The 22,614-nt window shown below is 73.9% G+C and carries 22 protein-coding genes; 9 read left to right on the forward strand and 13 right to left on the reverse strand.

Translation table 11 applies throughout. The features are described from left to right. Nucleotide 1 precedes the first annotated feature (1 nt). Nucleotides 2-757 carry a class I SAM-dependent methyltransferase gene (locus tag BMW99_RS32545; protein WP_069463910.1) on the forward strand — a complete coding sequence of 252 codons (756 nt, stop codon included), beginning with the start codon at nucleotides 2-4 and terminating at the stop codon, nucleotides 755-757. Nucleotides 758-815: 58 nt separating this feature from the next. Here the strand turns inward: BMW99_RS32545 and BMW99_RS32550 are convergent, their stop codons facing one another. The 4 genes from BMW99_RS32550 to BMW99_RS32565 all read right to left on the reverse strand — a co-directional run bounded on the left by BMW99_RS32550 (nucleotide 816) and on the right by BMW99_RS32565 (nucleotide 4,739). Beyond that, entirely contained in the window at nucleotides 816-1,664 is an 849-nt protein-coding gene (locus tag BMW99_RS32550; protein ID WP_069463922.1) for a GH25 family lysozyme, read from the reverse strand. Between the two features lie 326 nt (nucleotides 1,665-1,990). Then, nucleotides 1,991-2,710, reverse strand: coding sequence for a TetR/AcrR family transcriptional regulator (locus BMW99_RS32555; RefSeq protein ID WP_069463921.1), 720 nt, complete (start codon nucleotides 2,708-2,710; stop codon nucleotides 1,991-1,993). Between the two features lie 237 nt (nucleotides 2,711-2,947). Then, nucleotides 2,948-4,411 carry an MFS transporter gene (locus BMW99_RS32560; protein ID WP_075018082.1) on the reverse strand — a complete coding sequence of 488 codons (1,464 nt, stop codon included), beginning with the start codon at nucleotides 4,409-4,411 and terminating at the stop codon, nucleotides 2,948-2,950. Nucleotides 4,412-4,439: 28 nt separating this feature from the next. Then, a complete protein-coding gene (locus tag BMW99_RS32565; protein WP_075018083.1) occupies nucleotides 4,440-4,739 on the reverse strand; it encodes a hypothetical protein in 300 nt (99 codons plus the stop codon). Between the two features lie 100 nt (nucleotides 4,740-4,839). On the opposite strand from BMW99_RS32565, the gene BMW99_RS32570 reads away from it, so the two are divergent. Then, nucleotides 4,840-5,832, forward strand: coding sequence for an RNA polymerase subunit sigma-70 (locus BMW99_RS32570; protein WP_075018084.1), 993 nt, complete (start codon nucleotides 4,840-4,842; stop codon nucleotides 5,830-5,832). Between the two features lie 46 nt (nucleotides 5,833-5,878). Here the strand turns inward: BMW99_RS32570 and BMW99_RS32575 are convergent, their stop codons facing one another. After that, nucleotides 5,879-6,733: an oxidoreductase gene (locus tag BMW99_RS32575; protein WP_069467335.1), complete on the reverse strand. Its 855-nt coding sequence runs from the start codon at nucleotides 6,731-6,733 to the stop codon at nucleotides 5,879-5,881. A 44-nt stretch (nucleotides 6,734-6,777) separates the two neighbouring features. Between BMW99_RS32575 and BMW99_RS32580 the strand changes: the two genes are divergently transcribed. After that, nucleotides 6,778-7,173: an MFS transporter gene (locus BMW99_RS32580; RefSeq protein ID WP_141726552.1), complete on the forward strand. Its 396-nt coding sequence runs from the start codon at nucleotides 6,778-6,780 to the stop codon at nucleotides 7,171-7,173. Nucleotides 7,174-7,180: 7 nt separating this feature from the next. Here BMW99_RS32580 and BMW99_RS32585 read toward each other — a convergent pair whose 3' ends face one another. Together BMW99_RS32585 and BMW99_RS32590 are read right to left on the reverse strand one after the other, a co-directional pair. Then, entirely contained in the window at nucleotides 7,181-7,447 is a 267-nt protein-coding gene (locus tag BMW99_RS32585; RefSeq protein ID WP_069467334.1) for a metal-sensitive transcriptional regulator, read from the reverse strand. 69 nt (nucleotides 7,448-7,516) lie between these two features. After that, a complete protein-coding gene (locus tag BMW99_RS32590; protein WP_069467332.1) occupies nucleotides 7,517-9,730 on the reverse strand; it encodes an MMPL family transporter in 2,214 nt (737 codons plus the stop codon). Between the two features lie 131 nt (nucleotides 9,731-9,861). On the opposite strand from BMW99_RS32590, the gene BMW99_RS32595 reads away from it, so the two are divergent. Further along, entirely contained in the window at nucleotides 9,862-10,272 is a 411-nt protein-coding gene (locus BMW99_RS32595; protein ID WP_069467331.1) for a DUF302 domain-containing protein, read from the forward strand. Nucleotides 10,273-10,326: 54 nt separating this feature from the next. On the opposite strand, the gene BMW99_RS32600 is transcribed toward BMW99_RS32595, so the two are convergent. Next, nucleotides 10,327-12,816: an ATP-binding protein gene (locus BMW99_RS32600; RefSeq protein ID WP_075018085.1), complete on the reverse strand. Its 2,490-nt coding sequence runs from the start codon at nucleotides 12,814-12,816 to the stop codon at nucleotides 10,327-10,329. 241 nt (nucleotides 12,817-13,057) lie between these two features. Between BMW99_RS32600 and BMW99_RS32605 the strand changes: the two genes are divergently transcribed. Continuing rightward, the gene (locus BMW99_RS32605) at nucleotides 13,058-13,513 is read left to right on the forward strand and encodes a carboxymuconolactone decarboxylase family protein (protein WP_069467657.1); all 456 of its coding nucleotides are present in this window, start codon (nucleotides 13,058-13,060) and stop codon (nucleotides 13,511-13,513) included. Nucleotides 13,514-13,639: 126 nt separating this feature from the next. Next, nucleotides 13,640-14,260 carry a TetR/AcrR family transcriptional regulator gene (locus BMW99_RS32610; protein WP_075018088.1) on the forward strand — a complete coding sequence of 207 codons (621 nt, stop codon included), beginning with the start codon at nucleotides 13,640-13,642 and terminating at the stop codon, nucleotides 14,258-14,260. Here BMW99_RS32610 and BMW99_RS32615 read toward each other — a convergent pair. Continuing rightward, nucleotides 14,247-15,011: an SDR family NAD(P)-dependent oxidoreductase gene (locus tag BMW99_RS32615; RefSeq protein ID WP_069465728.1), complete on the reverse strand. Its 765-nt coding sequence runs from the start codon at nucleotides 15,009-15,011 to the stop codon at nucleotides 14,247-14,249. The genes BMW99_RS32610 and BMW99_RS32615 overlap by 14 nt on opposite strands. A 307-nt stretch (nucleotides 15,012-15,318) precedes the next feature. Here BMW99_RS32615 and BMW99_RS32620 point away from each other — a divergent pair, with 307 nt between their 5' ends. Further along, nucleotides 15,319-16,323 (forward strand): ABC transporter ATP-binding protein, encoded by a 1,005-nt coding sequence (locus BMW99_RS32620; RefSeq protein WP_218108468.1) that lies wholly within the window; start codon nucleotides 15,319-15,321, stop codon nucleotides 16,321-16,323. Beyond that, nucleotides 16,320-17,408, forward strand: coding sequence for a hypothetical protein (locus tag BMW99_RS32625; RefSeq protein ID WP_218108467.1), 1,089 nt, complete (start codon nucleotides 16,320-16,322; stop codon nucleotides 17,406-17,408). Before BMW99_RS32620 ends, BMW99_RS32625 begins: the two co-directional genes overlap by 4 nt. Before the next feature lie 108 nt (nucleotides 17,409-17,516). On the opposite strand, the gene BMW99_RS32630 is transcribed toward BMW99_RS32625, so the two are convergent. The 4 genes from BMW99_RS32630 to BMW99_RS32645 all read right to left on the reverse strand — a co-directional run bounded on the left by BMW99_RS32630 (nucleotide 17,517) and on the right by BMW99_RS32645 (nucleotide 21,082). Beyond that, the gene (locus BMW99_RS32630) at nucleotides 17,517-18,419 is read right to left on the reverse strand and encodes an RNA polymerase sigma-70 factor (protein ID WP_069465727.1); all 903 of its coding nucleotides are present in this window, start codon (nucleotides 18,417-18,419) and stop codon (nucleotides 17,517-17,519) included. Between the two features lie 23 nt (nucleotides 18,420-18,442). Then, nucleotides 18,443-18,829: a DoxX family protein gene (locus BMW99_RS32635; RefSeq protein ID WP_069465726.1), complete on the reverse strand. Its 387-nt coding sequence runs from the start codon at nucleotides 18,827-18,829 to the stop codon at nucleotides 18,443-18,445. Between the two features lie 184 nt (nucleotides 18,830-19,013). After that, complete coding sequence (locus tag BMW99_RS32640) at nucleotides 19,014-19,874, reverse strand: geranyl diphosphate 2-C-methyltransferase (RefSeq protein ID WP_069465730.1); 861 nt, start codon at nucleotides 19,872-19,874, stop codon at nucleotides 19,014-19,016. Nucleotides 19,875-20,032: 158 nt separating this feature from the next. Then, nucleotides 20,033-21,082 (reverse strand): family 2 encapsulin nanocompartment cargo protein terpene cyclase, encoded by a 1,050-nt coding sequence (locus BMW99_RS32645; protein WP_069465725.1) that lies wholly within the window; start codon nucleotides 21,080-21,082, stop codon nucleotides 20,033-20,035. 380 nt (nucleotides 21,083-21,462) lie between these two features. On the opposite strand from BMW99_RS32645, the gene BMW99_RS32650 reads away from it, so the two are divergent. Further along, nucleotides 21,463-22,407: a phosphotransferase gene (locus tag BMW99_RS32650; protein ID WP_069465724.1), complete on the forward strand. Its 945-nt coding sequence runs from the start codon at nucleotides 21,463-21,465 to the stop codon at nucleotides 22,405-22,407. The last annotated feature ends 207 nt before the right edge of the window (nucleotides 22,408-22,614 follow it).

Genomic DNA, 22,614 nt, shown 5'->3' on the forward strand with positions numbered 1-22,614 from the left:
CATGTGCGCCGCGCCCGAACCGGTACGCAACGACGACGCCGTGTGGGATCACTGGCCGGTCCAGCAGTACCTCGCGGAGAACTACCGTGAACTGCACCCGGTCGACGCCGCCGTCATCCGCCACCACTCGGCCGTCTACCGGGAGTTCGCGCCCGGCGGCGCCGGACGGTGCCTGGAGTTCGGGGCGGGGCCCAACCTCTACCCGCTGATGCTGGCGGGGGCCGCGGCCCTCTCGGTCGACGCGGTGGAGGTGAGCCGGGCCGCGGTCGCCTATCTGACGCGGCAGCTCAGGGGCGGACCGGACGCCAGCTGGCTGCCCTTCTACGCCCTGTGCCGCGCACTGGACCCGGCACTGCCCGAGACGCTGCCGCAGGCTCTGGCCGGCGTCCGGGTGCTGCACGGTGACGTGCGGGCCGTGCCCGAGGGGACGTACGACCTGGCCTCGATGAACTTCGTGGCGGAGAGCGTCACCGAGGACGCGGCGGAGTTCGACGCCCTGTGCCGGACGTTCGTCCGCGCGGTGCGTCCCGGCGGCCGGCTGGTGGCCGCGTTCATGGAGAACATGCCGAGCTACCGGATCGGGGACTCCCCCGTGTGGCCGGGATGTCCGGTGGACGAGGCGGCGGTGCGCGCGGTGTTCGCCCCGCACACCGCGCGGTTGCGGGTCAGCCGGCTCGGGCGCGACCCCTCGCTGCCGGACTACGGGGACACGGGCATGGTGCTGCTCAGCGCGGTCCGGGGCGCCGCCGCCACGTGAGCGGCCGCCGGGCGGCACGAGGCTGCCCGGCGGCCGCGGCGGCGGCGTCAGCCCGCCGTCACGCGGTGTTGTTGGCCAGCGCCAGCAGGCGGGCCGAGGTGCCGTTGAAGCGGTCGCGGTCGACGGCGCCGGAGATGCCGCCGACCGAACCGGAGTCGGTGTACTGCCAGATGGTCGCGAACGGGAAGCCGTTCGGGATCGTCGGGTCGGCGGCGGAGGTCCAGTTCGCCACCCACAGCGGGCTCTTCGCGGACATGCCGCTCCAGCCGCCGGTGCAGGAGTTCCACCAGCTCGGGCTGGTGTAGATGACGACGTCGCGGCCCGTCTTGGCCTTGTAGGTGTTGTAGAAGTCGAGGATCCACGACTGCATCGCCGAGGTCGACTTGCTGTAGCAGCCGCCCTCGAGGTCGAGCATGCCCGGCAGGGTCAGGTTGTCCTTCGACCAGGCACCGCCGTTGGAGGCGAAGTAGGTGGCCTGCGCCGCGCCGGAGGACAGGTCGGGGCGCGCGAAGTGGTAAGCCCCGCGGATGACCTTGGCGTTGTACGCGTTGAGGTAGTACGCGTTGAAGTTCGGGTCCTTGTACGTGGTGCCCTCGGTGGCCTTGATCCAGGCGAACTGGATGCCGGCGCTCTTGACCGAGGACCAGTTGATCGATCCCTGGTAGTGCGACACGTCGATGCCGGGCGGCGGGTTGCTGGCGAAGTTCGGGCTCACCAGGTCCGGTGCGTTCAGGGCGAGTTGACGGGTGTCCGGCGCGAAGGACCTGCCGTCCTCCAGGTAGCCGACACCGGCGTACCCCTGGCCGAGGGGGATGGTGTTGCCGGGCGCGACCGGCTTGGCGGACGCGGTGCCCGCGGTCATGGTGGCGGTCAGCGCCACGCTGGCGCCGAGGACTCCGGTCAGCATGAGCACCCTCTTGGTGCGCGGTCCGGTGAACAAGGCTTGCCTCCTGGGGCGTTGTGGGGGTGAACGTCTCAATGAAGGTCGAGCGCATGGATCTACCCGCGTAGCGGGGGTGACAGCTGGGACGCCCGGACAGACTTGATATGGACGCGCCAAAAGTGACGCACGCGCGGCCCCGCCGCGTAAAGGGGCCACCAAGAAAACTTTGTGGTCCAGACCACTGGGCAAGGCGGGGAACTGCGGCGACGCCATGGGCGGTCGGCAAACTTTCACCCGTCTGAAACCGAACTGGAGTCCGGCACAAGCGAGTTGAGACAGGCTTCGCGGAATCAGCCTTGGGCGGCCAGGCGGTCCAGCCACTCCCCCAGCAACTGCCGCTCGGCGCCGCTGAGGACGGTCTGCTCCGGGAGTGCGGCGCGCAGGGCGCGGGCGGCGCCGTCCGGGCCGGCGTCCTGGACCGCGGGCTCACTGCTGGTGACCGCCCCGACCATGGCCTCCCGGAGCGCGGCGAGCAGGGCGGGGTCGCGCCCCTCCTCGGGCAGCGACAGCCAGGAGAGCACCGCACCGCGGCCCGTGGCGTGGATGATCATGACGGCGAGCTCCTCGTCGACCTTGAGCCAGCCGCCCGCGGCCAGTCGCCGTACCCGGCCGCGCAGGATCTCCAGCCCAGCCCGGAAGGCGGGTGAGGCCGACCGCGTGGGCTCGCCGTACATCACGGCGTAGAGGGCGGGGTGCTCGAGGCCGAACTCCACGGCCAGGTCCCAGCCGGCCCTGAGGTCGTCGATCGGGTCCGCGGGGTCGGGATCGACGTGCTTGGCGGCGAGGAAGGTGGCGAAGCCGTACTCGGCGACCGCGTCGAGCAGGCCCTCCTTGTCGCCGAACAGCCGGTAGATGGCGGGGGGTTGAAGTCCCGCCGCCACCGCGACCGCACGCGTCGTGACGGCGTCCCGCCCCTCGCGCTCCAGCAGGCCGATGGTGGCGTCGATGACGCGCTGCCGCGTCCGCTCCCGCCCGCCGGGCGCGCTCGCGCGCTCACCACCGGTCTCGATGGCGGGACCGGTCCCGATCTCGGTGGCGGGTTCGGTGCGGGGGTCGGATGCGGCGCTCACATAACAACGGTACAGGGCAGACCGTTCCATCGTTATCACCGGCGCTCTCCGCACCGGTCGCGGATCGCGACGGTGAGCGTCACCGGCCGCCCGGCCAGGTGCGCGACGGGAAGGAGAACGGGGGCGGGCCGTCACCGCGTGGCGTACGCGGTCACGGCCCGCCCCGCCGTCAGGCCGTCACCGGACGGCGCCCGGCGTCCTCGCCCGGTCCGCGCCGGCCGGTGCACCGGCGGGCCGGTGCCGGGCGACGGTGAGCGGTCCGGCGGCCGGGCGCCGGGGCGCCAGGCAGCCCACCAGCGCCCCGGCGAGGGCGACCACTGCGGCGACGATCTCGGCGTGCCGGAATCCGTCCATGAACGACGCGGGCGAGCCGTAGCCGCCGTTCGCGGCGAACACCGCGGCCAGCACGGCCACCCCGAAGACGCCCCCGGACTCGCGCACGGTGTTGTTGGCGCCGGCGGCCAGTGCCGAATCGGTCGCCGGGACCGAGCCGACGACGGCGTTGGCCACGGTCGGGAACACCATCGAGATGCCGATGCCCGAGACGACCAGCGGCAGCACCAACGACCCGAATCCGACGCCCGGTTCGGCCGCCCGGGAGAGCCACAGCAGCCCGCCGCCCTGCAGCAGCAGGCCGGACACCATGAACGGCTTGTTGCCGAACCGGTCCGACAGGCCGCCGGCGATCGGGGCGACGATCATCGGCATGCCGGTCCAGACCAGCATCCGCAGCCCGGTCTGCAGCGGATCGTGGCCGAGTCCGGTCTGGAACATCTGGGCGATCATGAACAGCGAGCCGATGAGGGAGAACGCCAGAAGGAACGTGGTGGCGTTGGCGACGGAGAAGGTGCGGTCGCGGAAGTGGCCGAGCGGCAGCATCGGATGTCGCGCCCGGCGCTGCCACATCAGGAACACGGTCAGCAGCACCGCGCCCGCGGCCAGCGATCCGAGCACCTCGCCGCTCCCCCAGCCCGCCTCCGGCGCGCGCACCGGCGCCCAGGTCAGGGCGAACAGCGCGGCCGCGGCCAGCACCACGCCACGGACGTCCAGTTGGGGCCGGCGGCCGTAGGACTCGGGCATCCTGGCCAGGCACAGCAGCAGTGTCACGACGCCGACGGGGACGTTGATCCAGAACACCCACTGCCAGTCCCAGTACTGCAGGATCACGCCGCCGACGACCGGCCCCGCGGCGACGCCGAGGCCGGTGATGCCGCCCCAGATGCCGATCGCGGCGCCGCGCTTCTCGGGCGGGAACGCGTCACTGATCAGGCTGAGCGACAGGGGCAGCACGAGGGCGGCGCCGCAGCCCTGCACCGTGCGGGCGGCGATCAGCTCGCCGACGCCGCCCGACAGGGCGCAGGCCGCGGACGCGGCGGTGAACACGCCGAGGCCGATGACGTACAGGCGGCGCTTGCCGAACCGGTCGCCGAGCGCGGAGCCGGTGAGCATCAGGCAGGCGAAGGCCAGGTTGTAGGCGTTGAGGGTCCATTCGAGGTCGGACAGGCCGGCGTGGAGCTGCGCCTGGAACTCGGGCAGCGCGGTCGAGACGACCACGACGTCCAGCGAGGTGACGAAGGCGCCGATCGACGCCAGAACGGCCGTCCAGGCGGTGCGGTGCGCGGGCGGGGCGGTGGTGCTCATGGGGTTCCTTCCGGGCGGGCGGGCGCGGTCACAGCAGGCCGTAGTCGCCGACGATCACGGCGTCCTCGCGGACCGGCGGGGCGCAGACGCGGGTGCCCAGCTCGCGCTGGAACTCCTGGAACGCCGGCAGCCCGGGCAGCGGGGCCGGGCCGTCGCCTTCGGTGACGGCCAGGTGGAGGAAGGCGTGCCCGCCCACCAGCAGGGTGGCGTAGCGGAACGACGGGGGCCGCAGGTCGGCGAGCTGCCCGTAGACCTCGGAGACGAGGCGGGAGTTCTCGGCGACGGCCTCGGGGCGGATGCGGTACTGGATGACGTGGAAAGCACTCATGCCGGTACTGACAAAACCGGGATCGCGGATTCACCGCGATGATTTCGCGGCCCCGCCGGTGTCCATACAGGTAGCCGCCCGCGTTCTGAGGAGAAGCCCGGTGCCCGTTCCCACCGCCGCCCCCGACCGCAGCTTCACCGAGCTGGCCCTGCCCTACCGTGAGGAGCTGCTGGCGCACTGCTACCGCATGATGGGGTCCCTGCACGACGCGGAGGACCTGGTCCAGGAGACGCTGCTGCGCGCGTGGCGAGGCTATCCGCGGTTCGACGGGCGCTCGTCGCTGCGCACGTGGCTCTACCGCATCGCCACCAACACGTGCCTGACCGCGCTGGGCAGCACCCACCGCCGGGTGCTGCCCAGCGGCCTGGGCAACGGCACGTCGGACTCGGCGGGCGCGGCGCTCCGCCGGCTGGAGGAGGTGCTGTGGCTCGAGCCCTTCCCCACGCCGGAGCTCGCCTCCCCGGAGACCGATCCGGCCGCGATCGTGGCACGGCGCGACACCACGCGGCTGGCGCTGATCGCCGCGTTCCAGCGGCTGCCGGTACGGCAGCGGGCCGCGCTGGTGCTGGTGGACGTCGTCGGCTACACCCCGGCCGAGGTGGGCGAACTGCTCGACGTGACGACCACGTCCGTGCGGAGCCTGCTGCAGCGGGCGCGGACGACGATCGCCGAGGACGCGCCCGAGCCCGAGGGGGTGACGGCGACGCCGGACCTCGACGGGGAGCTGATCGACCGGTACATGCGGGCCCTGCAGCGGGCGGACACCGCGGAGCTGGCGCGCCTGCTGGCCGCCGACGTGGCATACGAGATGCCGCCGCTGGCGGTGTGGTTCACCGGCCGTGAAGCGGTGCTCGACCACCACGTACGGCGGGTGTTCTCACGCCAGTTGCGGGTCCTGCCGGTGTCGGCGAACGGCTACCCGGCACTGGCGACGTATCTCGGGTCGGCCGAGGGCGAGCCGTTCGCCGGGCACGGGATCCAGGTGATCGAGCCCAGGGACGGGCTGATCGCCCGGATCACCGTGTTCCTCGACGCGACGCTCGTGGCCCGGTTCGGGCAGCCCGCCGCGCTCCCGGCGGCCCGGCCGTCCTGACCGGCTCCGGTGCCTCCCACGCCCGGTGCCTACCCGGCCGCCGCGGTCAGCCCAGCTCGGCGAGGTCCTGCTCGGTCAGCCGCAGGTCCGCCGCGGCGACGTTCTCCTCCAGGTGGGCGAGCGAGCCGGTGCCGGGGATGGGCAGGACGGCGGGCGAGCGGGCCAGCAGCCAGGCCAGCGCCACCTGCGGCACCGTCGCCCCGTGGCGGTCCGCGACGGCCCGCACCCGCTCGGCGGTCAGCGGCTGGAAGCCGCCGACCGGGAAGAACGGCACGTACGCGATGCCGGCCCGGGCGCAGGCGTCGACCAGCGGGTCGTCGTCGCGCCGCGCGAGGTTGTAGAGGTTCTGGACGCAGGCGATCGGCGCCAGTTCACGCGCCTCGGCGAACTCCTCCGGGCTGATGTTGGAGATGCCGAGATGGTGGATCAGGCCCTCCTGCCGCAACTCGAGCAGGGTCCGCAGTGCCGCCGCCATCGACGTGCCGGCCGGCCCCAGATCGCCCATCCGGAGGTTGACCACGTCCAGGCGGTCGACGCCCAGGGAGCGCAGGTTCGCCTCGACGGCCCGCCGCAGGTTGTCCGGCGTCAGCCCGGTCTTCCGGTCGTCGGGCGCCTGCACGTCGGGGCCCTCGACCAGTGCGCCCACCTTGGTGACGATCACCAGGTCGTCGGGGTACGGATGCAGGGCCTCGCGGATCAGGTCGTTCGCGGCGACCCCGTCACGGGAGTAGTAGTACGACGTGTCGAGGTGGTTGACGCCGAGCTCCACCGCCCGCCGCAGCACCTTCAGCGCCGTGTCGCGCTCCGGCCGCTCACCACGCGGCCATCCCGTCAGCTTCATCGTCCCGTACCCGATACGGCTGACCGCCAAGTCCCCACCGAGTCGCCACCGTTCACTCATCACGGCGCCCACCCTATGCGTCCCGCGCGGCCGGGCTCCCGGCCTTGAGCCTGGTCGCGGTCAGGATGGTGCTGCGGCGGCCGCTGCGCGACGGCCGGATCCGGGGCGCGCTCGCCGGACTCCCCCTGCTGGCCCTCGGGTCGTCCGGCAGCGCGTGGGTGGTGGCGCCCGTCGCGTTCGTCGGCGGCCTCGGCTTCTCGCTGGCCGCGATCACCTGGGACAGCACGCTCCGGAAGTCCGTCCCGCCGGAGAGCCTGTCCCGGGTGACCGCCTACGACGACCTCATGTCGTACCTGTCCATACCCCTGTCGCAGCTCGGCGCCGGGCCGCTCGCCCACGTCTTCGGGGCCGGTGCCGTGTGCACCGCGTGCGGCATCGGGTACGTGGCGGCGTGCCTGTTCCCGCTGCTGAAGCGGTACGTCCGCGGCCAGGGCGCCTGAGTGGCGCTCAGGCGAGGGCGAGGAAGAGCTTCTCCAGCTCGGCCTCGGTCATCGGGGGCTGGGACTCGTCCGCCGCGGACATGCACTGGCGCATGCCGCTCGCGACGATCTTGAACCCGGCCCGGTCGAGGGCGCGGGAGACCGCGGCGAGCTGGGTGACGACGTCCTTGCAGTCGCGGCCGGCCTCGATCATGGCGATGACGCCGGCGAGCTGGCCCTGAGCGCGCCGCAGACGGTTGAGGACCGTCTGGACGGAATCCTCGTCCACTGCCATGCCCATGATCCTGCCTCCTCACGTTGCCGTCCGGTCAGTGTACCCCCGGGGGTATGCGCGGGGCCGGGATCAGCCGTGCGAGAAGCGGACCCTGGGCAGGACGCGGCGCAGTCCCGCGGGGCTCCACCACGCCGCGTGCCCGGTGAGGCGGAGCAGCACGGGCAGCAGGACGAGGCGGACGAGCGCCGCGTCGAGCAGCACGGCGGTGCCGAGCACGATGCCCATCTCCTTGGGCGGCAGGGGACCGGAGATCGCGAAGGTGAGGAAGACCGCGACCATGACCGCGGCCGCCGCGAAGACCACCCGGCCGGAGTGGGCCATGGCGCCGACCATCGCCTCGCGGGGGCTGCCGGTGCGCTCGTAGTGCTCCTTGGCCGAGGCGAGCAGGAAGACGGTGTAGTCCATGGCGATCGCGAAGATCATCGCGAAGAAGAACACCGGCGCCCAGCCGTCGAGGAAGCCCTGCGAGGTGAAGCCGAGGAGCCCGGCGCCGTGGCCGTCCTGGAAGACCAGGCGGGCCACGCCGAACGCGGCGCCGGTGGACAGCAGGCTGGCCGCGGTGCCGAGGGCGGCGACCAGCGGCGCCTGGAGCGCCACGAGCAGCAGCAGGAAGCCCAGCACGAGGATCACGCCGACGACCAGCGGCGTCCGGCTGGTCAGCAGGTGCTGGAGGTCGAGGTTCTCCACGGCCGCGCCGCCGACCAGACTGCCCCGGGGCAGGTCGGCGCGCAGCGCGTGCACGGTGCCGGAGAGCGCCGGGTCGGACGGGTCGACGGCCGGGACGGCCTGGACGAGGGACCAGCCGGAGTGGTCGGCGGCGGTCTGCGGCGGCAGCACCGAGGCGACGCCGGGGGTGTGCCGGGCGACGTCCGCGGCCCGGTCCGCGGCGCCCGAGGGCACGGCGATCTGCAGGGTGCCGGGGGCGCCCGGCCCGAACGCGCTCTGCACGGCCGCGTATCCGGCCCGCGCGGAGGCGCCGGAGGGCAGCACGTCGATCGAGGGCATCGCGGTGCGCAGCCCCAGGACGGGGGCGGCGAGGGCCAGCAGGACGACGAGCGCGCCGGCGCCGTAGGCCACCGGACGGCGCCACAGCCGCTCGCCCCAGGCGGTGAAGCGCGGTGACCGGGACCCGGCGGACTTCGCCCAGGGCAGCGCGAGCGCGTCGACGCGGCGGCCCAGCCGGGCCAGCACCGCGGGGAGCAGGGTGAGTGTCGCGGCCAGCACGAAGACCACGGCCAGCATGATGCCGCCGGCCATGGAGCGGAACGCCGGTGACGGCACCAGCATCACCGCGGACAGGCTGACCAGGACCGTCGCACCGGACAGGGCGACCGCCTTGCCCGCGGTGTCCATGGTCTCGGCCACGGCCTCGACGGTGCTGCGCGAGCCGTCGCGGCGCGCGGCCCGGAACCGCATCACCAGGAACAGCGCGTAGTCGATGCCGAGGGCCAGGGCGAACATCATCGCGAAGTTCATCGCCCAGATCGACACGGGTGCGAGGTGGGTGAGCAGGACCAGGGAGCCCGCGGAGGCGGCGAGTCCGGCCATGGTGAGCAGCAGGGGCAGTCCCGCGGCGACCAGGGACCCGAAGGCCAGCACGAGGATGACCATCGTCACCGGCCACGACAGCACCTCGGAGTGGATCATCGCGCTGTGGTTGGCGGCGTTGAAGTCGCTCCACAGCACGGACGCGCCGGTGGCGTGCACGTCGATCCCGGGCGCGGACAGCGCGGCGAGCGGGCCCTTGAGGGCGTCGGCGGCCCGGACCATCTCGTTGGGGTCGGCCTTGGCCCCGGCCAGCACCACGGCGGTGCGGCCGTCGGCGCTGAGGGTCGCGCCGGGCTGCGGCGGGACGACGCCGGCCACGCGCGGGTTCGTGCGCACCAGAGCCTCGGCCCGCTGGATGACGTGCTGGACGGACGGGTCGGTCACCGGCCGGTCCGCGTGCACCACGATCTGGAGCGCGGACGAGGCGTTCCCGCCGAAGTGCTGCTCGGCGATCTGCCGTACCGCCACGGACTGCGAACCGTCCGCCTGCCAGCCGGCGCCCGACAGCGCGGTCTCCACGCGCGGGGCGAGGGCGCCCAGGACGGCGACCAGGACGATCCACAGCAGGAAGACGGTACGGGCGTGGGTGGCCGACCAGGCGCCGAGACGGCCGAACGGGCCGGGGCGCGGGGCGGTTCCCGACGGTGCGGCACCCGTGACCGGCGCCGCGGGGCCGTGAGGTGCGGTGGGTGCGGGCGTGTGCCCGGTGTCGTCCTGAGCGGGGACGGAGTGCATCGGTGACCTCCCTTTCTCGATACCCCCTGGGGTATGTGAAGCACACCGTACGGGGCGCCGCACCCTTAGAGCAAATACCCCTGGGGGTATCCTGAAGGGGTAGGACTCCCCCCACGGAAAGAGATGCCCCCATGACCGGCACCCCCGCGCCCGCCGACTACGCAAGGACTGTCACCCTCGCCGCCCCCTTCGACGAGGCGGTGGCCCGCGTCCGCGAGGCGCTGGCAGGACAGGGCTTCGGCGTCCTCACCGAGATCGACGTCCGAGCCACGCTCCGCGAGAAGATCGGCGCGGAGATGGAGCCGTATCTGATCCTGGGCGCGTGCAATCCGCCGCTGGCGCACCGGGCGCTGGACGCCGACCGGTCCCTGGGCCTGCTGCTGCCCTGCAACGTGGTGGTCCGGGCCCCGGCGGACGGCGGCACCCTCGTGCAGGCCGTCGACCCGGAGACGATGGTCCGCCTCAGCCCGGCCCCGGGCCTGCCCGAGGTCGCCGACGAGGCCCGGCGCAAGCTGGACGCCGCGCTCGACGCCCTCCGCTGACGCCGCGCCCGACGCCTCGACGCCCCGGCCGTCGTCCGGGGTCCGAAGGGGCGCTCAGCCCGCCCGGCCGGACCCCGCCAGCGCGCGCCGTACCGCCTGCCCGGCCGACCGGTGCTCGGCCGCCGCCGCGGGGTCCGTCGCGTCCAGTACGGCCGCGATGCCCTCGTGGGCCAGCGCCTCGGCGTGGCGGTTGCCCAGCCGCGGCGCCGCCTCCAGCGCCTCGCGGTGCAGCCTCAGCGCCTCGTCGGGCAGGCCGGACAGCCGGCAGGTCTCGGCGTAGGCGTCGAGGAAGCGGACCCTCCAGTGCTCCTCGAACAGCTCCTCCAGCAGCGCGAACGCCTCGCGATGGCTGGCGAGCGCCTCCTCGTGGCGGCCCGCTTGCCGCAGGGCCACACCCAGGCAGTTGAGGCACCACGCCTCGTTGTTGCGGTGGCCGTCCTCGCGCGCCGCCGCGAGGGCCGCCCGCAGCTGCGCCACGGCTTCGTCCGGGGCCTCCTGCGCGAGGGCCACGCCGAGGGTGATCCGCGCGGTCAGCGACGGCGGCCACGCCGGATCGGGGTGCGGGACCGCGAGCGCCCGCCGGGCCAGCCGCGCCGCGTCCTCGCGGTGCCCGAGCTGCAGCATCGCCCACGCCTCGTACGCGGTCGCGTGGGCCTGGCCCGCCGGGCAGCCGGCCGCGGCGTACAGCTCGCCGGCACGGCGGAAGTGCGCGAGGGGTTCCTCGACGCGTCCCTGGTCCCAGGTCAGATAGCCGCGCCGCAGGGCCAGTTCGGCCGCGAAGCCGGTGTCATCCGCCCTGGAGGCGAGGAGTTCCGCCGCCGCGTAGGCCGCTTCCGCCTCGGGCAGCCGCCCCGCGTTGTAGCGGGCGAAGCCCAGGTCGCTCTGCACCTCGGCGAGTTGCCCCGGGTCGCCCAGGCGGCGGGCGGCGTCCAGCGACCGCTCGAACAGGACGTTGAGGTGGGTGGTGCCGCAGCGCCGGGCGAAGTACGCCCGCATGAAGCGGGGCAGTTCGCACACGTGGGTGTCCGCGCCGATGGCTGCCGCCGTCTCGAACGCGGCCATCAGGTTGGCGTACTCGGTGCGGTACCAGTCCATGGCCGCGTTCTTGCCGGCGAACCGCGGCAGGTCGGCCGGGGGTTCACCGGAGGCGGGCCTCCGGCCCGCGGCCGGGAACGGCAGCGCGGCGTCCGCGGTGGCCGCCGCGTGCACGTAGTAGTCGAGCAACCGGCGCACCGCGCGGTCCTGTTCGGCGGCGGAGTCCCGTTCCGCGCCGATCCGGCGGGCGTGCTGCCGCACCAGGTCGTGCAGCCGGTAGCGCCCGGCGGACGGCTGCTCGACGAGATGCGCGTCCAGCAGGTTCTCCAGCATCGACCAGGTGCCGCGCAGCGGCGTCCCGGTCAGCGCGGCGACCGCGCAGGCGTCGAAGGTCGCACCGGGCAGCAGCCCCAGCATCCGGAACAGCCGCCGCTGGTCGTGGTCCAACTGCCGTACGGACATGGCGATCGCGGTGTCGACCTGGGTCACCTCCTCCGCCATGCGCTCGACCAGGATGCCCACCGTCCAGCCGGGACGGTGGCGCAGCCGGGCGGCGGCCAGCCGGAGCGCCAGCGGCAGCCGGCCGCACAGGCGCACCACCTCGGCGGCCGCATCGGGGTCGCGGGCCAGACGGCCGTCGGGCCCGCGCGGGTCGCCGCTGGCCCGCGCCAGCAGCTCCGCGCTCTCCTCCGGCGTCAGTACCGCCAGGGAGACCGGCGGCACCTCGTCCAGGCCCACCAGGCGGTTGCGGCTGGTGACCAGCGCGACGGACGGCCCGGCGCCGGGCAGCAGCGGGCGGACCTGTTCGGCGTCGGCGGCGTTGTCCAGGACGACGACGGCGCGGCGCCGTGCCAGCTCCGACCGCCAGCAGGCGGCGAGTTGCTCGACACCCCCCTGCGGGACGCGCTCGGAGGGGACGTCCAGTGCGCTGAGCAGCGAGCGCAACGCGGGGTCCGGGCCGAGGGGTTCGCGTCCCTCGGTGAACCCGTGCAGGTCGATGTAGAGCTGCGCGTCGGGGTGGTCGGGCGCGAGCCGGTGGGCGGCGTGCACGGCCAGGCACGTCTTGCCGACGCCCGCCATGCCGTCGACCGCGACCACCCGGCTGTCCCTCACCGCGGCCAGCACGGCGGTGAGTTCGGGCTCCCGGCCGGTGAAGTCGGGGACGTCGCGCGGCAGGTCGTTGCGCGGCGGGCGCGGCTGTCCCGCGGGCAGCGGCGACGACTGCACCTGGCGGCTGGTCCTCGGCGGCGCCGGCAGCGGATTCGCGGCGCGCTCCCACAGCGGGCGCAGCGGACGGGGGTCTCGGGCGACCTCGCGGCACAGGCTGATCACCGCCGGCCAGGGCGGCACGGTCTGACCGCTGAGGTAGCGGGACAGCGAGGACGAGCTGAGGCCCGTGTCCCGCGCGAGGGCCCGCACGCCGCGCCCCGAGACCTCCTGCACGAGGCGGAGCCTCGCTGCCAGCGCCTCCTGAGGGTCGGCGTCCGCCGCCCGCTGCTGCCCCGTCACCCGGTCGCCCCCTCCGGGCGCCGCCTCGCGGCCGCCCCCGTCCCCAGTCCCCCGCCGGGACGGCATGTCCCCGGCGTCCCTGTCCCGTGCTGAACGTACCGTCTCCTGCCGGGTTCGCACTGGTCAACACCGTTGCGGCTGTCCCACGGTGTCCCACGGGGCTCGTTCCTGCGCGGCCGGCGGGCTGAGATGGGGTCACGCCCCGAACAGCGGGGCACCGGCCCACCGAGGAGTCACCGAGATGCAGTCCCGTATGCAGAACCCCGCAGTCGTCCTGTCCGGCGCGATGCAGCCGATCCAGGAGCTCATGCAGGCGGCCCGGTCCGCCGGGGTCGAGGAGGAGACCCTGGAGCTGGTCCACCTGCGGGTCAGCCAGATCAACGGGTGCAGCGCGTGCGTGCACGGCGGCGCCCGGACCGCTCGTAAGGCGGGGGTGAGCGAGGACCGTCTGAGCACCGTCGCCGCCTGGCGGGAGGCCCCGTTCTTCACCGACGAGCAGCGGGCGGCCCTGGCCCTGGCCGAGGCCGCGACGCGGCTGGCGGACCGTCCCGACGCGGTGAGCGACGAGGTGTGGGACGCGGCGGCGAGCTACTTCGACGAGAAGCAGCTCGCGGCGATCGTCCTGATGATCGGCGTCACCAATCTGTTCAACCGCCTCAACGCCACGACCCGGCAGATCGCCGGCGCGTGGGGATGAGGGGCACCGGCCGGTCCCGGAGGCGCGCGTGCCACGCCGCCCCCCGGGACCGGCCCCCGCCCGGCGGCCCCCGGATCGCCCCGGCACAATAGAATGGACTGCACGGTCCACCGGAAGGGGCGCGAGATGCGGGGCGAGCTGACGGCGAAGGGGAAGGCGACACGCGCCCGGATCGTCGAGGGGGCGGCGGCGGTGCTGCGGGAGCGCGGGGTGGGGGCGGCGACCCTCGAGGACGTCATGGCCCGCACCAGCAGCAGCAAGAGCCAGCTCTTCCACTACTTCCCCGGCGGCAAGGACGACCTGCTGCTCGCCGTGGCGCAGTTCGAGGCGGACCAGGTGCTGGAGGACCAGCAGCCGTACCTGGGGCGGCTGGACTCCTGGGAGGCGTGGCGGCTGTGGCGCGACACGGTGGTGAGGCGCTACGAGGAGCAGGGCGACGAGTGCCCGCTCGGCTCCCTGTTCCTCCAGGTGGGGCGCGCGACCCCGGGCGCGCGGGCCATCGTCGTCGAGCTGCTGCACCGCTGGCAGGAGTCCCTGGCCGAGGGCATCAGGGCGCAGCGGGACGCCGGGCGCCTGCCGGCCGACGTGGACGTCGACACCCGGGCCGCGGCCCTGCTGGCCGGGATCCAGGGCGGCGTGTCCATCCTGCTGTCGACCGGGCAGTCGACGCACCTTCGGGCCGCCCTCGACCAGGGGATCTCCGACCTGCGCCGGCTCGGCGGGGAGCCCGCGCTCAGCCGGCGATGACCGCGGCGGTCGTCCGGCCGCCGTCGACGTCCAGCACGACACCGTGGACGAACGTGGCCTCGTCACCGGCGAGGTAGACCGCGGCGTCCGCGATCTCCCGCGGCGTGCCCGTGCGTCCGGCCGGCGTGCCGTTCATCATCGCTCCGGCGCGGTTCTCCCGGCCGGGCTCGGACGTCAGCACCACTCCCGGGGAGATCGCGTTGACCCGCACCCCGTGCGGCCCGAACTCGGCCGCCCAGGCGCGCGTCAGGGTTTCCATCGCCCCCTTGGTCGAGCTGTAGAGCGCACCGATCGGGATGCCCAGCCGGGCGATCCACGAGCCCAGGTTGATGATCGCCCCCGAGCCCGCCTCGGCCATCGCGGGAGCGATCGCCGCGGTGAGGAAGAACGGCGCCTTGACGTTGACCGCGTAGACCTCGTCGAAGGTCTTCTCGTCGGTGGCCGCGGTGGTGTCACCGGGGTAGATGCCGGCGTTGTTGACGAGGATGTCGACGCGCCCGCCGAGCACCGCCGTCGCCTGCTCGGCCAGCGCCCGCGAGGCCGCGGCGCTGCCGTCCAGGTCGGCGGCGACGAAGTCGGCGCGGCCGCCACGGGCACGGATGCCCTCGACCACCTCGCGGCCGCGCTCCGCGCTACGGCCGGACACGGCGACGTGGGCACCCTGCGCGGCGAAGGCCTCGGCCACGGCTCGTCCGATGTTGCTGGTCGCCCCCGTCACCAGCGCGGTCCGGCCTTCCAGACGTGTCGACATGTCTCCTGCTCCCTCACTCGGTGATCCGTCCGCGCCCGCCGCCTCGACGATGCCCGGGCCGGGCGGGCCGCCCCGCTCATCGGGGCACGTCGCCACTGTGCGACGAAGAAATTGGACCCGCAAGTCCAGTCTGACGCGGGCCCGGTTCGCACGCCACACGGAGCCGCACCAGGGCACACCCTTGCCGACGCAGTGAGCTAGTGTTCTACTTAAGCGACACAATTCAGGGAGGGCGCCGGATGGAACACGACGGGCTGCGGCGGATCCCGGCCGCGGAGGCCGGGACACGGGCGGCGGGAGGCACCGGGTGAACCAGGATCCGGAGCCGGACGTGTGCCTGGACCTGGGCCCGGGCAACGGCCCGATCGCCGTCGAGGTACGGGAGTTGACCAAGCGCTACGGCCGGGTGTGGGCGCTGCGCGACTGCGGGTTCCGGCTGCCCGCGCACCGGATCATCGCTCTGGTCGGGGCGAACGGCGCTGGCAAGTCGACGCTGATGAGCGTCGTCAGCGGCCTGCTGCCCGCGACGGCGGGCTCGGTGCTCGTGGACGGCCGACCGGTGACGTCCCGGCGCCGGGCACGCGCGGACGGCGCGGCGGGCGACGGGGGCAGCCGGGTCGCGATCCTCGGGCAGGACAAGCCGCTGTACCGGGACTTCAGCGCTGCCGACATGCTCCGCTTCGGGCGCTGGACCAACCGCGTCTGGGACCAGCGGCGCGCGCTGGCGTGGCTGGCGCGCTTCGAGGTGCCGCTGGACCGGCCGTGCGCAAGGCTGTCCGGCGGGCAGCGCACGCAGGTCGCCCTCGCGGTGGCGCTCGGCACCCGCCCCACCCTGCTGCTCCTGGACGAACCGCTGGCCGACCTCGACCCGGTGGCCCGCACGGAGGTGGCCGGCGAACTGCTCGCGGAGGCCGCCGACGGCGGGATGACGGTGGTGCTCTCCACCCATGTCGTGGCCGAACTCGCCGGGATCAGCGACCACTTGCTGCTGCTCGCCGGCGGCAGGCCCGTACTCGCCGGCGGTACCGAGGAGTTGCTGGCGCGCCACGTCCGGCTGAGCGGACCTCGAGCCGAGCGCCCGCCGCTGGCCGGCACCGTCGTGCGGGCCCGGCACACCGACCGGCAGTCGACCTTCACGGTCCGGCTCCCCGGCGCGACGCCGGCGGACACGGCGGGCAGGGCGGACGCGGCGGGCGGTGCACGCGTCACCGCACCGGGCTGGAGCGCGCGGCCGGTCCCGCTGGACGATCTGGTCATCTCGTATCTCAGGGCGTCGGGAACGGCGCCTCTCGGCCTGGAGGCGGCGGCATGAGCCCACTGACCGGCACCACCAGGGCCGAGCCCGGCACCGGCGACCCGCCCGTCCCGCTCCTGCGCGACGGCGGCGGACTGGCCGGACTCGCCTGGCTGACCTGGCGGCAGCACCGCTGGGCCCTCGTCACCTCGCTGGTGGTCTCCGCCGCACTGGCCGCCTGGATGCTCTGGCTGGCCGCCGACATGACCGGCGTGTTCCACCAGTGCCACGACACGATCTGCCCGGAGGGCTCACCGCAACAGGCCCGCCTCAGCGCCCCCTTCGGACCGGTGAACCTCGGCGACAAGCTGCTGCTCGGCGAGGAGTACGTGCCGCTGCTGATCGGGGTCTTCCTCGGAGTACCGCTGCTGGCACGGGAGTTCGAGCAGCGCACGCTGCTGCTCGCGTGGAGCCAGGACGTGTCGCCGATGCGCTGGATGTGGACCAGGCTCCTGCTGCTCGGCCTGGTCGTGGCGGCCCTCACCGCGGGGGTGTCGGCGGCGGCCGGACACCTGGCGCGAGTGCTGCACGACGTCGGCGACGGCAGCATGTTCCAGGGCCAGTTGTTCCTCGACTCCGGCATGCTGCCGCTGGCCGCCGGCCTGTCGTGGTTCGTGGTGGGCGCGGCCCTCGGTGCGGCGGTCCGCCGCGTGCTGCCCGCGGCGCTGGCCGTCGTCGCCGGATTCGTCGCCGCCCTGGTCGCCGTCGACTGGCGCTATCCGTGGCTCGTGGCGCCGGTCTCGCGGTTCCTGCCGTTCGCGGCACCCGGGAGCGGCACGCCGCTGGGCGCCAACCCCCTGGTGATCCAAGGGGGAATCCAGATCGGCCCGCCGGACCACGTGGTGAACGTCTTCGACGCCGCGCACCGGCCGGTCACGTTCCCCGAGCTCAACCGGTGGTGCCCCAACGTCTTCCAGCTCGGCGGCGAGGACTCCGTGGCCTGCTTCACGCGCAACGGCCTCACCCACCACGTGGTGTACCAACCCGGCAGCAGGATCCCCGAGTTCCACCTGCTGCTCGCTTCGGGCTACACCGCCCTGGGCCTCCTCGCGCTGGCCGCGGTCTGGCTGGTCGTGCGGCGCACCGCCCTGAGCGCCGGCTGAGCAGCGTCCGCCGCGCAGCCGGGCCCGCCCGGCCGTCGGCACGGCGCGCGGCCGGCCGTCAGGACGGCCGGACGCGCGCCGTGCGTGGCCCAGGCCCCGGTGCCCCGCTCAACGCAGGGTCAGCGCGCGCGGCGCGCTCCCGGCGTCCAGCCGGGTCAGCTTCTCCGGGTTCCGCACGTAGTACAGGCCGGTGATGCCGGACTCCTCGACGCGGATGGCCATCACGCCGTCCAGTACTCCGTCCAGCCGCAGGATCATCGCCGGACCGCCGTTGGCCGTGGCGAGTTCGCTGGTGAGCACCGCGTCCGTCCTGCGCGAGCCGAGGACGATGAACCGTGCGACCTTCCCGGCGCCGACCACCGGCCGCAGCGCCGCCTGCTTCAGGCCGCCACCGTCGCTGAGCAGGACGACGTCGGGCGCCAGCACGTCCAGCAGTCCCTGCAGGTCCCCGGTGGAGTGCGCACGCCGGAACGACTCCAGGACCGCCCTCGTCCTGGCCACCGAGACCGCCTGCCGCGGGCGCCTGGCGTCGACGTGCCGCCGCGCCCGGTGTGCGATCTGCCGGACCGCCGCCGGGCTCTTGCCGACGGCCTCGGCGATCTCGTCGTACCCGACGCCGAAGGCCTCGCGCAGCACGAAGACCGCGCGCTCGGTCGGCGACAGCGTCTCCAGGACGAGCATCAGCGCCATCGACAGCGTCTCCGACAACTCGACGTCCTCGGCCACGTCCGGGGCGGTGAGCAGCGGCTCCGGCAGCCAGGGGCCGACGTAGGACTCCCGGCGCCGGCTCGTCGTGCGGAGCCGGTTGAGCGACTGCCGGGTGGTGATCCTGACCAGGTACGCGCGCGGGTCGCGCACCTCCCCCAGGTCGATGTCCGCCCACCGCAGCCAGGTCTCCTGGAGCACGTCCTCCGCGTCGGCCGCGGACCCGAGCATCTCGTAGGCGACGGTGAAGAGCAGGTTGCGGTGGGCGACGAACGCCTGGGTCGCCTCGGTCACGGTGTCGTCCATGGCATGATCCTCGCCGCCGCCGGTCACGCCGTGAAGGCTGCGGGCCCGAAGCGGCCCGAGGCGACGAACACCGCGAGGGCCAGATAGAACAGGTTGAGGGCCACGAAGGCGTTGAGCCCGCCGTGGCGGACGTGGGTGACCATGGCGCCGACCATCAGCAGCACCCAGCACGTCGCGGTCACCGGCACCATCACGGGCGCGATCCCGACCGCGGCGGGCAGTACCAGGCCCGCCGCGGCGAGGAGTTCGAGGACCCCGAGGGTCCTCACGAGTCCGGCCGCGACCCCCTCGGTCCACTCGCCGCCCGGCGCCTGAGCCAGTTTCTCCTTGGGCACGAACGCCTTGCTCACGCCTCCGGTCAGGGCGACGACGGCCAGCAGTCCTGCGGCGATCCACAGCGCCATGTTCATGGGTGCTCCTCGGTTCGGGGCGGTTCAGCCTCCAGACACCGGCCACCCGCCACCTGTGACACGGCGTGGCGCGGATCACGTGGCGCGCTCCCGCTCCCAGGCGCGCGGGCCGGCGCACGCGACCGCGGCGCCACCCGGAGGGGTGGCGCCGCGGCGCGGGGAAGAGTGGAACGGGTTCAGTGCGTCACACGCGGTCGGCGGCGATCAGGAGGTACTGGAAGCTGCCGTTCTTGTACGCGTCCAGGAAGGTGTCCTCGATGCCCGTGACCAGGTGCTCCGCCTCCTTGCGGAGTTCCCAGTACGGGAGGGTGGCCTCGGTGAGGTCCTCGACGTGGACGGGCACCAGGCGGTTGCGGGCCATCGCGCGGAAGTACTCCGAGCGCGGGTGGATGTCGCAGATGTAGTGGGCGTTGATCAGCGACACCTCCCGGGACGCCCGCCCGTACGTGTCGTTGTAGCAGCCGGTGATCGTCACGTAGCGCCCGCCGCGGCGCAGCAGCCGGGCGTGTTCGGCGAACAGCAGGTCGAGTTCGACGTACATCGTCGACTCGTTGTTCCAGGAGGCCGCGTAGCCGCCGGTCGTGAAGCCGGTGTCCAGCATGTTGCGGTGGTGGTAGCGGACCTTGCCGTCGATGCCGCGGGCCCGGGCCTGCGCGTTGGCGAAGTCGGCCTGCTTGGTGGAGAGCGTGACGCCGTCCGCGGAGCATCCGTACCGCAGGTGCGCCACCACGCTTCCACCGCCGCGCCCGCACCCCGCGTCGAAGACCCGGTCGGACGCGTCCAGCGGGCCGAGCCGGGAGGCGAGGAGTTCGGCCTGGGCGTGCTCCAGCCGGTGCAGTTCCGTGGTGAGCCGCTGCCGTCGGCGGTCCGGATCGGTCTCCTGGAGGACGGACCACTCGGCGTCACCGATGCCGTAGTGATGGTGGTACAGGTCGTCGATCTGGCCGAGTTCGAGGTTGACCGGGTTCCGCTCGGCGTTCCAGTAGTCCGCGACGCGGTGCTGGTACGTGGTCTGGGCGGGCACGGTGGCTACGGACTGGGGCATGGCCAACGGTGGCTCCTCGTGATGCTGGTGCGTGCGGTGCTGCGACGCGGTGCTGGTCGAACGGGTCGTGCTGCGCGTACGGATGGTGCAGGGCGTACGCGTCGTGGCGGTGGTCAGGGCGGTGCGGCCGGTGCCGGGCAGGGGCGACGGGCCCGGCCTCACCAGTAGTTGGGCAGGTGGTAGCGGTGGCTGTTGGTCGCGTGCCACTCGTGGTTGCCGGCCACCCAGTCCGACAGGCCCTGGGCGTAGCGCTCCACGAGCGGCGAGGTGGCGGCCAGCACGGCGGACTCCTCCTCGAACGCCGTCATGATCCGGTTGTGGATGTCGACGCTCTCCAGGTACGCGGCCTTCAGCCCCCGTCCCCGGTTGGCGGCGACGACCCGTGGCAGGTTCAGGTGGTCGGGGTCGCCGGCCAGTTCCTTGGTGAACGAGTACAGGTCGTTGACGATGGTCGTCGCGTTGCAGGCGAGCGCGGTGATCCGCTGGACCTCGGGACGGGCGTACAGCGGCTCGGGCAGTTCGTAGCCGTCGACCGCGTCGACGATCGACAGGCAGGGGCGGAAGTTGTTGAACTGCCGCATGACCAGGTACTCCCAGATCCGCGGCGCGAACCGGACCTCCGCCCACGCGGCCTCGGCGAGATAGCCGAGGTGCAGGCGCGCGATGTCGTGCACGAACCGGTCGGTCTGGCTGGGCGTGGCGAACCCCGCGTAGTCCCGCATCGCCCAGTGGTAGGAGCGCAGCGGACCGTCGGCCTGCATGCCCTCCGCCCACTCCGCCTCCAGTTCGGGCGTGCCGTGGAACGGGTCGATCGCCGACTGCGCCATGACCAGCGGACCGCCCAGGCCGCGGTGGGACCCGCCGCGGCCCTCGTCCTCCTCGCAGTAGCAGCTGTCGACGAGGTTCTCGGCGAGCAGCAGCTTGCCGGCGAGGGTGAGGCGTTCCACGTCCAGGGCGCCCGGGTGCTGCAGCACCACGGCCCGGCCGAACTGGAACCCGGCGAAGTCCCCCTTCCACGCGGGCGGGAACAGGTCGAGGTCGTGCGCCCACGCCTCCAGCCGGCGGTCCACCTCCTCGGCCTTGTCGGGGTCGGCGGGTGCGACCGGCCGGTACTTCAGGCCGGGGATCGCGCCGTGGCGCCGGGGCGGGGCGAGTGTGGGCGGCCCAGGCAGCCGGCGCGGGGCGTCGGCGCTCGGGGGTGCGCTCATGCGTACTCCAGACGGTCGGTCGGTGCTGTCACGTCTCAGCGGTGCGTCATGTCGCCTGGTGGACAGGGGAGTTCGGTAGCGGGAACGGCAGGCGCGAGCCGTGCGGAACGGCCGTTCCGTTCCGCACGCACCAGCCAACCAGCCGCCGGGGTCCGCCGGGAATAGCGCGAAAAGGGAGGCTTCGCGCACGGGTGGTGCAAACCTTCCGGTTGAGGCAGAGCGCGGACCGGCGCACTCCGTTCACACGTCCGCGCGCCGACCGATCGGCTGACGCGGCGGCCCCGTTCACCGCACGCCCGCAGGCAGGACGAACACCTGTCGGACCCGGCACGCGGAATCGGGTCGCCCGGCGGGCACCCCTTCGGGGATACTCACCGGCCATGGAGGACCGGCCCGAGGGCATATCCGATCAGGACGTCGCGACGGCCCTGGCCGACGGCTGGGGCCTGGACGTGCGGTCGGTGACGTACCGTCCGGTGGGCTTCGGCAGCTACCACTGGGCCGTGGACGCCCCGACGCGCCCGCTGTTCGCGACGGTCGACGCACTACGGGACGACCCGGCGGCGCGCCTGCGCGAGCTGCGCGCGGCGATGGGCACGGCCCTGGCCCTGCACTGCGACGCCGGGCTGGAGTTCGTGGTGGCACCGGTGCCGTCCGTCACGGGCGAGCCGCTGCTGCCGCTGGGCGAGCGACACACGCTGGCGGTCTTCCCCGAGGTGGAGGGCACGGCAGGGGAGTTCGGCCCGCACCGCGACGAGGACCGGTCCGACGTGCTGGACCTGCTGGTCCGCCTGCACGCGGCCGGGGCCGACGCGCCGCCGACGGACCTGCTGCTTCCCGGGCGCGACGGCCTGGACGACGCGCTGGCCGCGGTCGGCCGGCCCTGGGGCGGCGGACCCTACGCCGAGCCGGCGCGTGCGCTGCTCGCGGACCGGGCCGCGCACGTCCGCGGCCTGCTGGCCGAGTTCGACCGGCTCACCGGCGAGGTGCGCCGCGACGGTTCGCCGTGGGTGGTCACCCACGGCGAGCCCCATCCGGGAAACGTGATCCGCGGGCGCGACGGCCTGCACCTCGTCGACTGGGACACCGTGCGTCTGGCTCCGCCGGAGCGGGACGTCTGGATGCTCGGCGCCGACGCGGCCCTGCTCGCCTCTTACACCCGGGCGACCGGGCGCCCCCTCTCCCCCGCGGCGCTCGCGCTCTATCCCCTGTGGTGGACTCTCGCGGACGTCGCCGCCTACGTCGCCCTCTTCCGCGGTCCGCACCGCTCGACCCCGGACGTGCGTTCCGCGTTCACCTACCTCAGCGCGGCTCTCCCCGCGTAACGGGGTGCCCCCGGGCTTGCTCGGCCGTCCACCGGCCGGTGGGTGTTCTCGGCCGACGGGGTGCCCCCGGGGCTTGTCGGCCGTCCACCGGCCGGTGGGTGTTCTCGGCCGACGGGGTGCCCCCGGGGCTTGTCGGCCGTCCACCGGCCGGTGGGTGGGTTCGGCTTCCGGGGTGCCCCGCGCTGCGCGCTGCCGTCTGCGGGTCTC

Origin of the sequence: Actinacidiphila rubida, assembly GCF_900110255.1 — a bacterium.
Taxonomy (GTDB): Bacteria; Actinomycetota; Actinomycetes; order Streptomycetales; family Streptomycetaceae; genus Actinacidiphila; species Actinacidiphila rubida.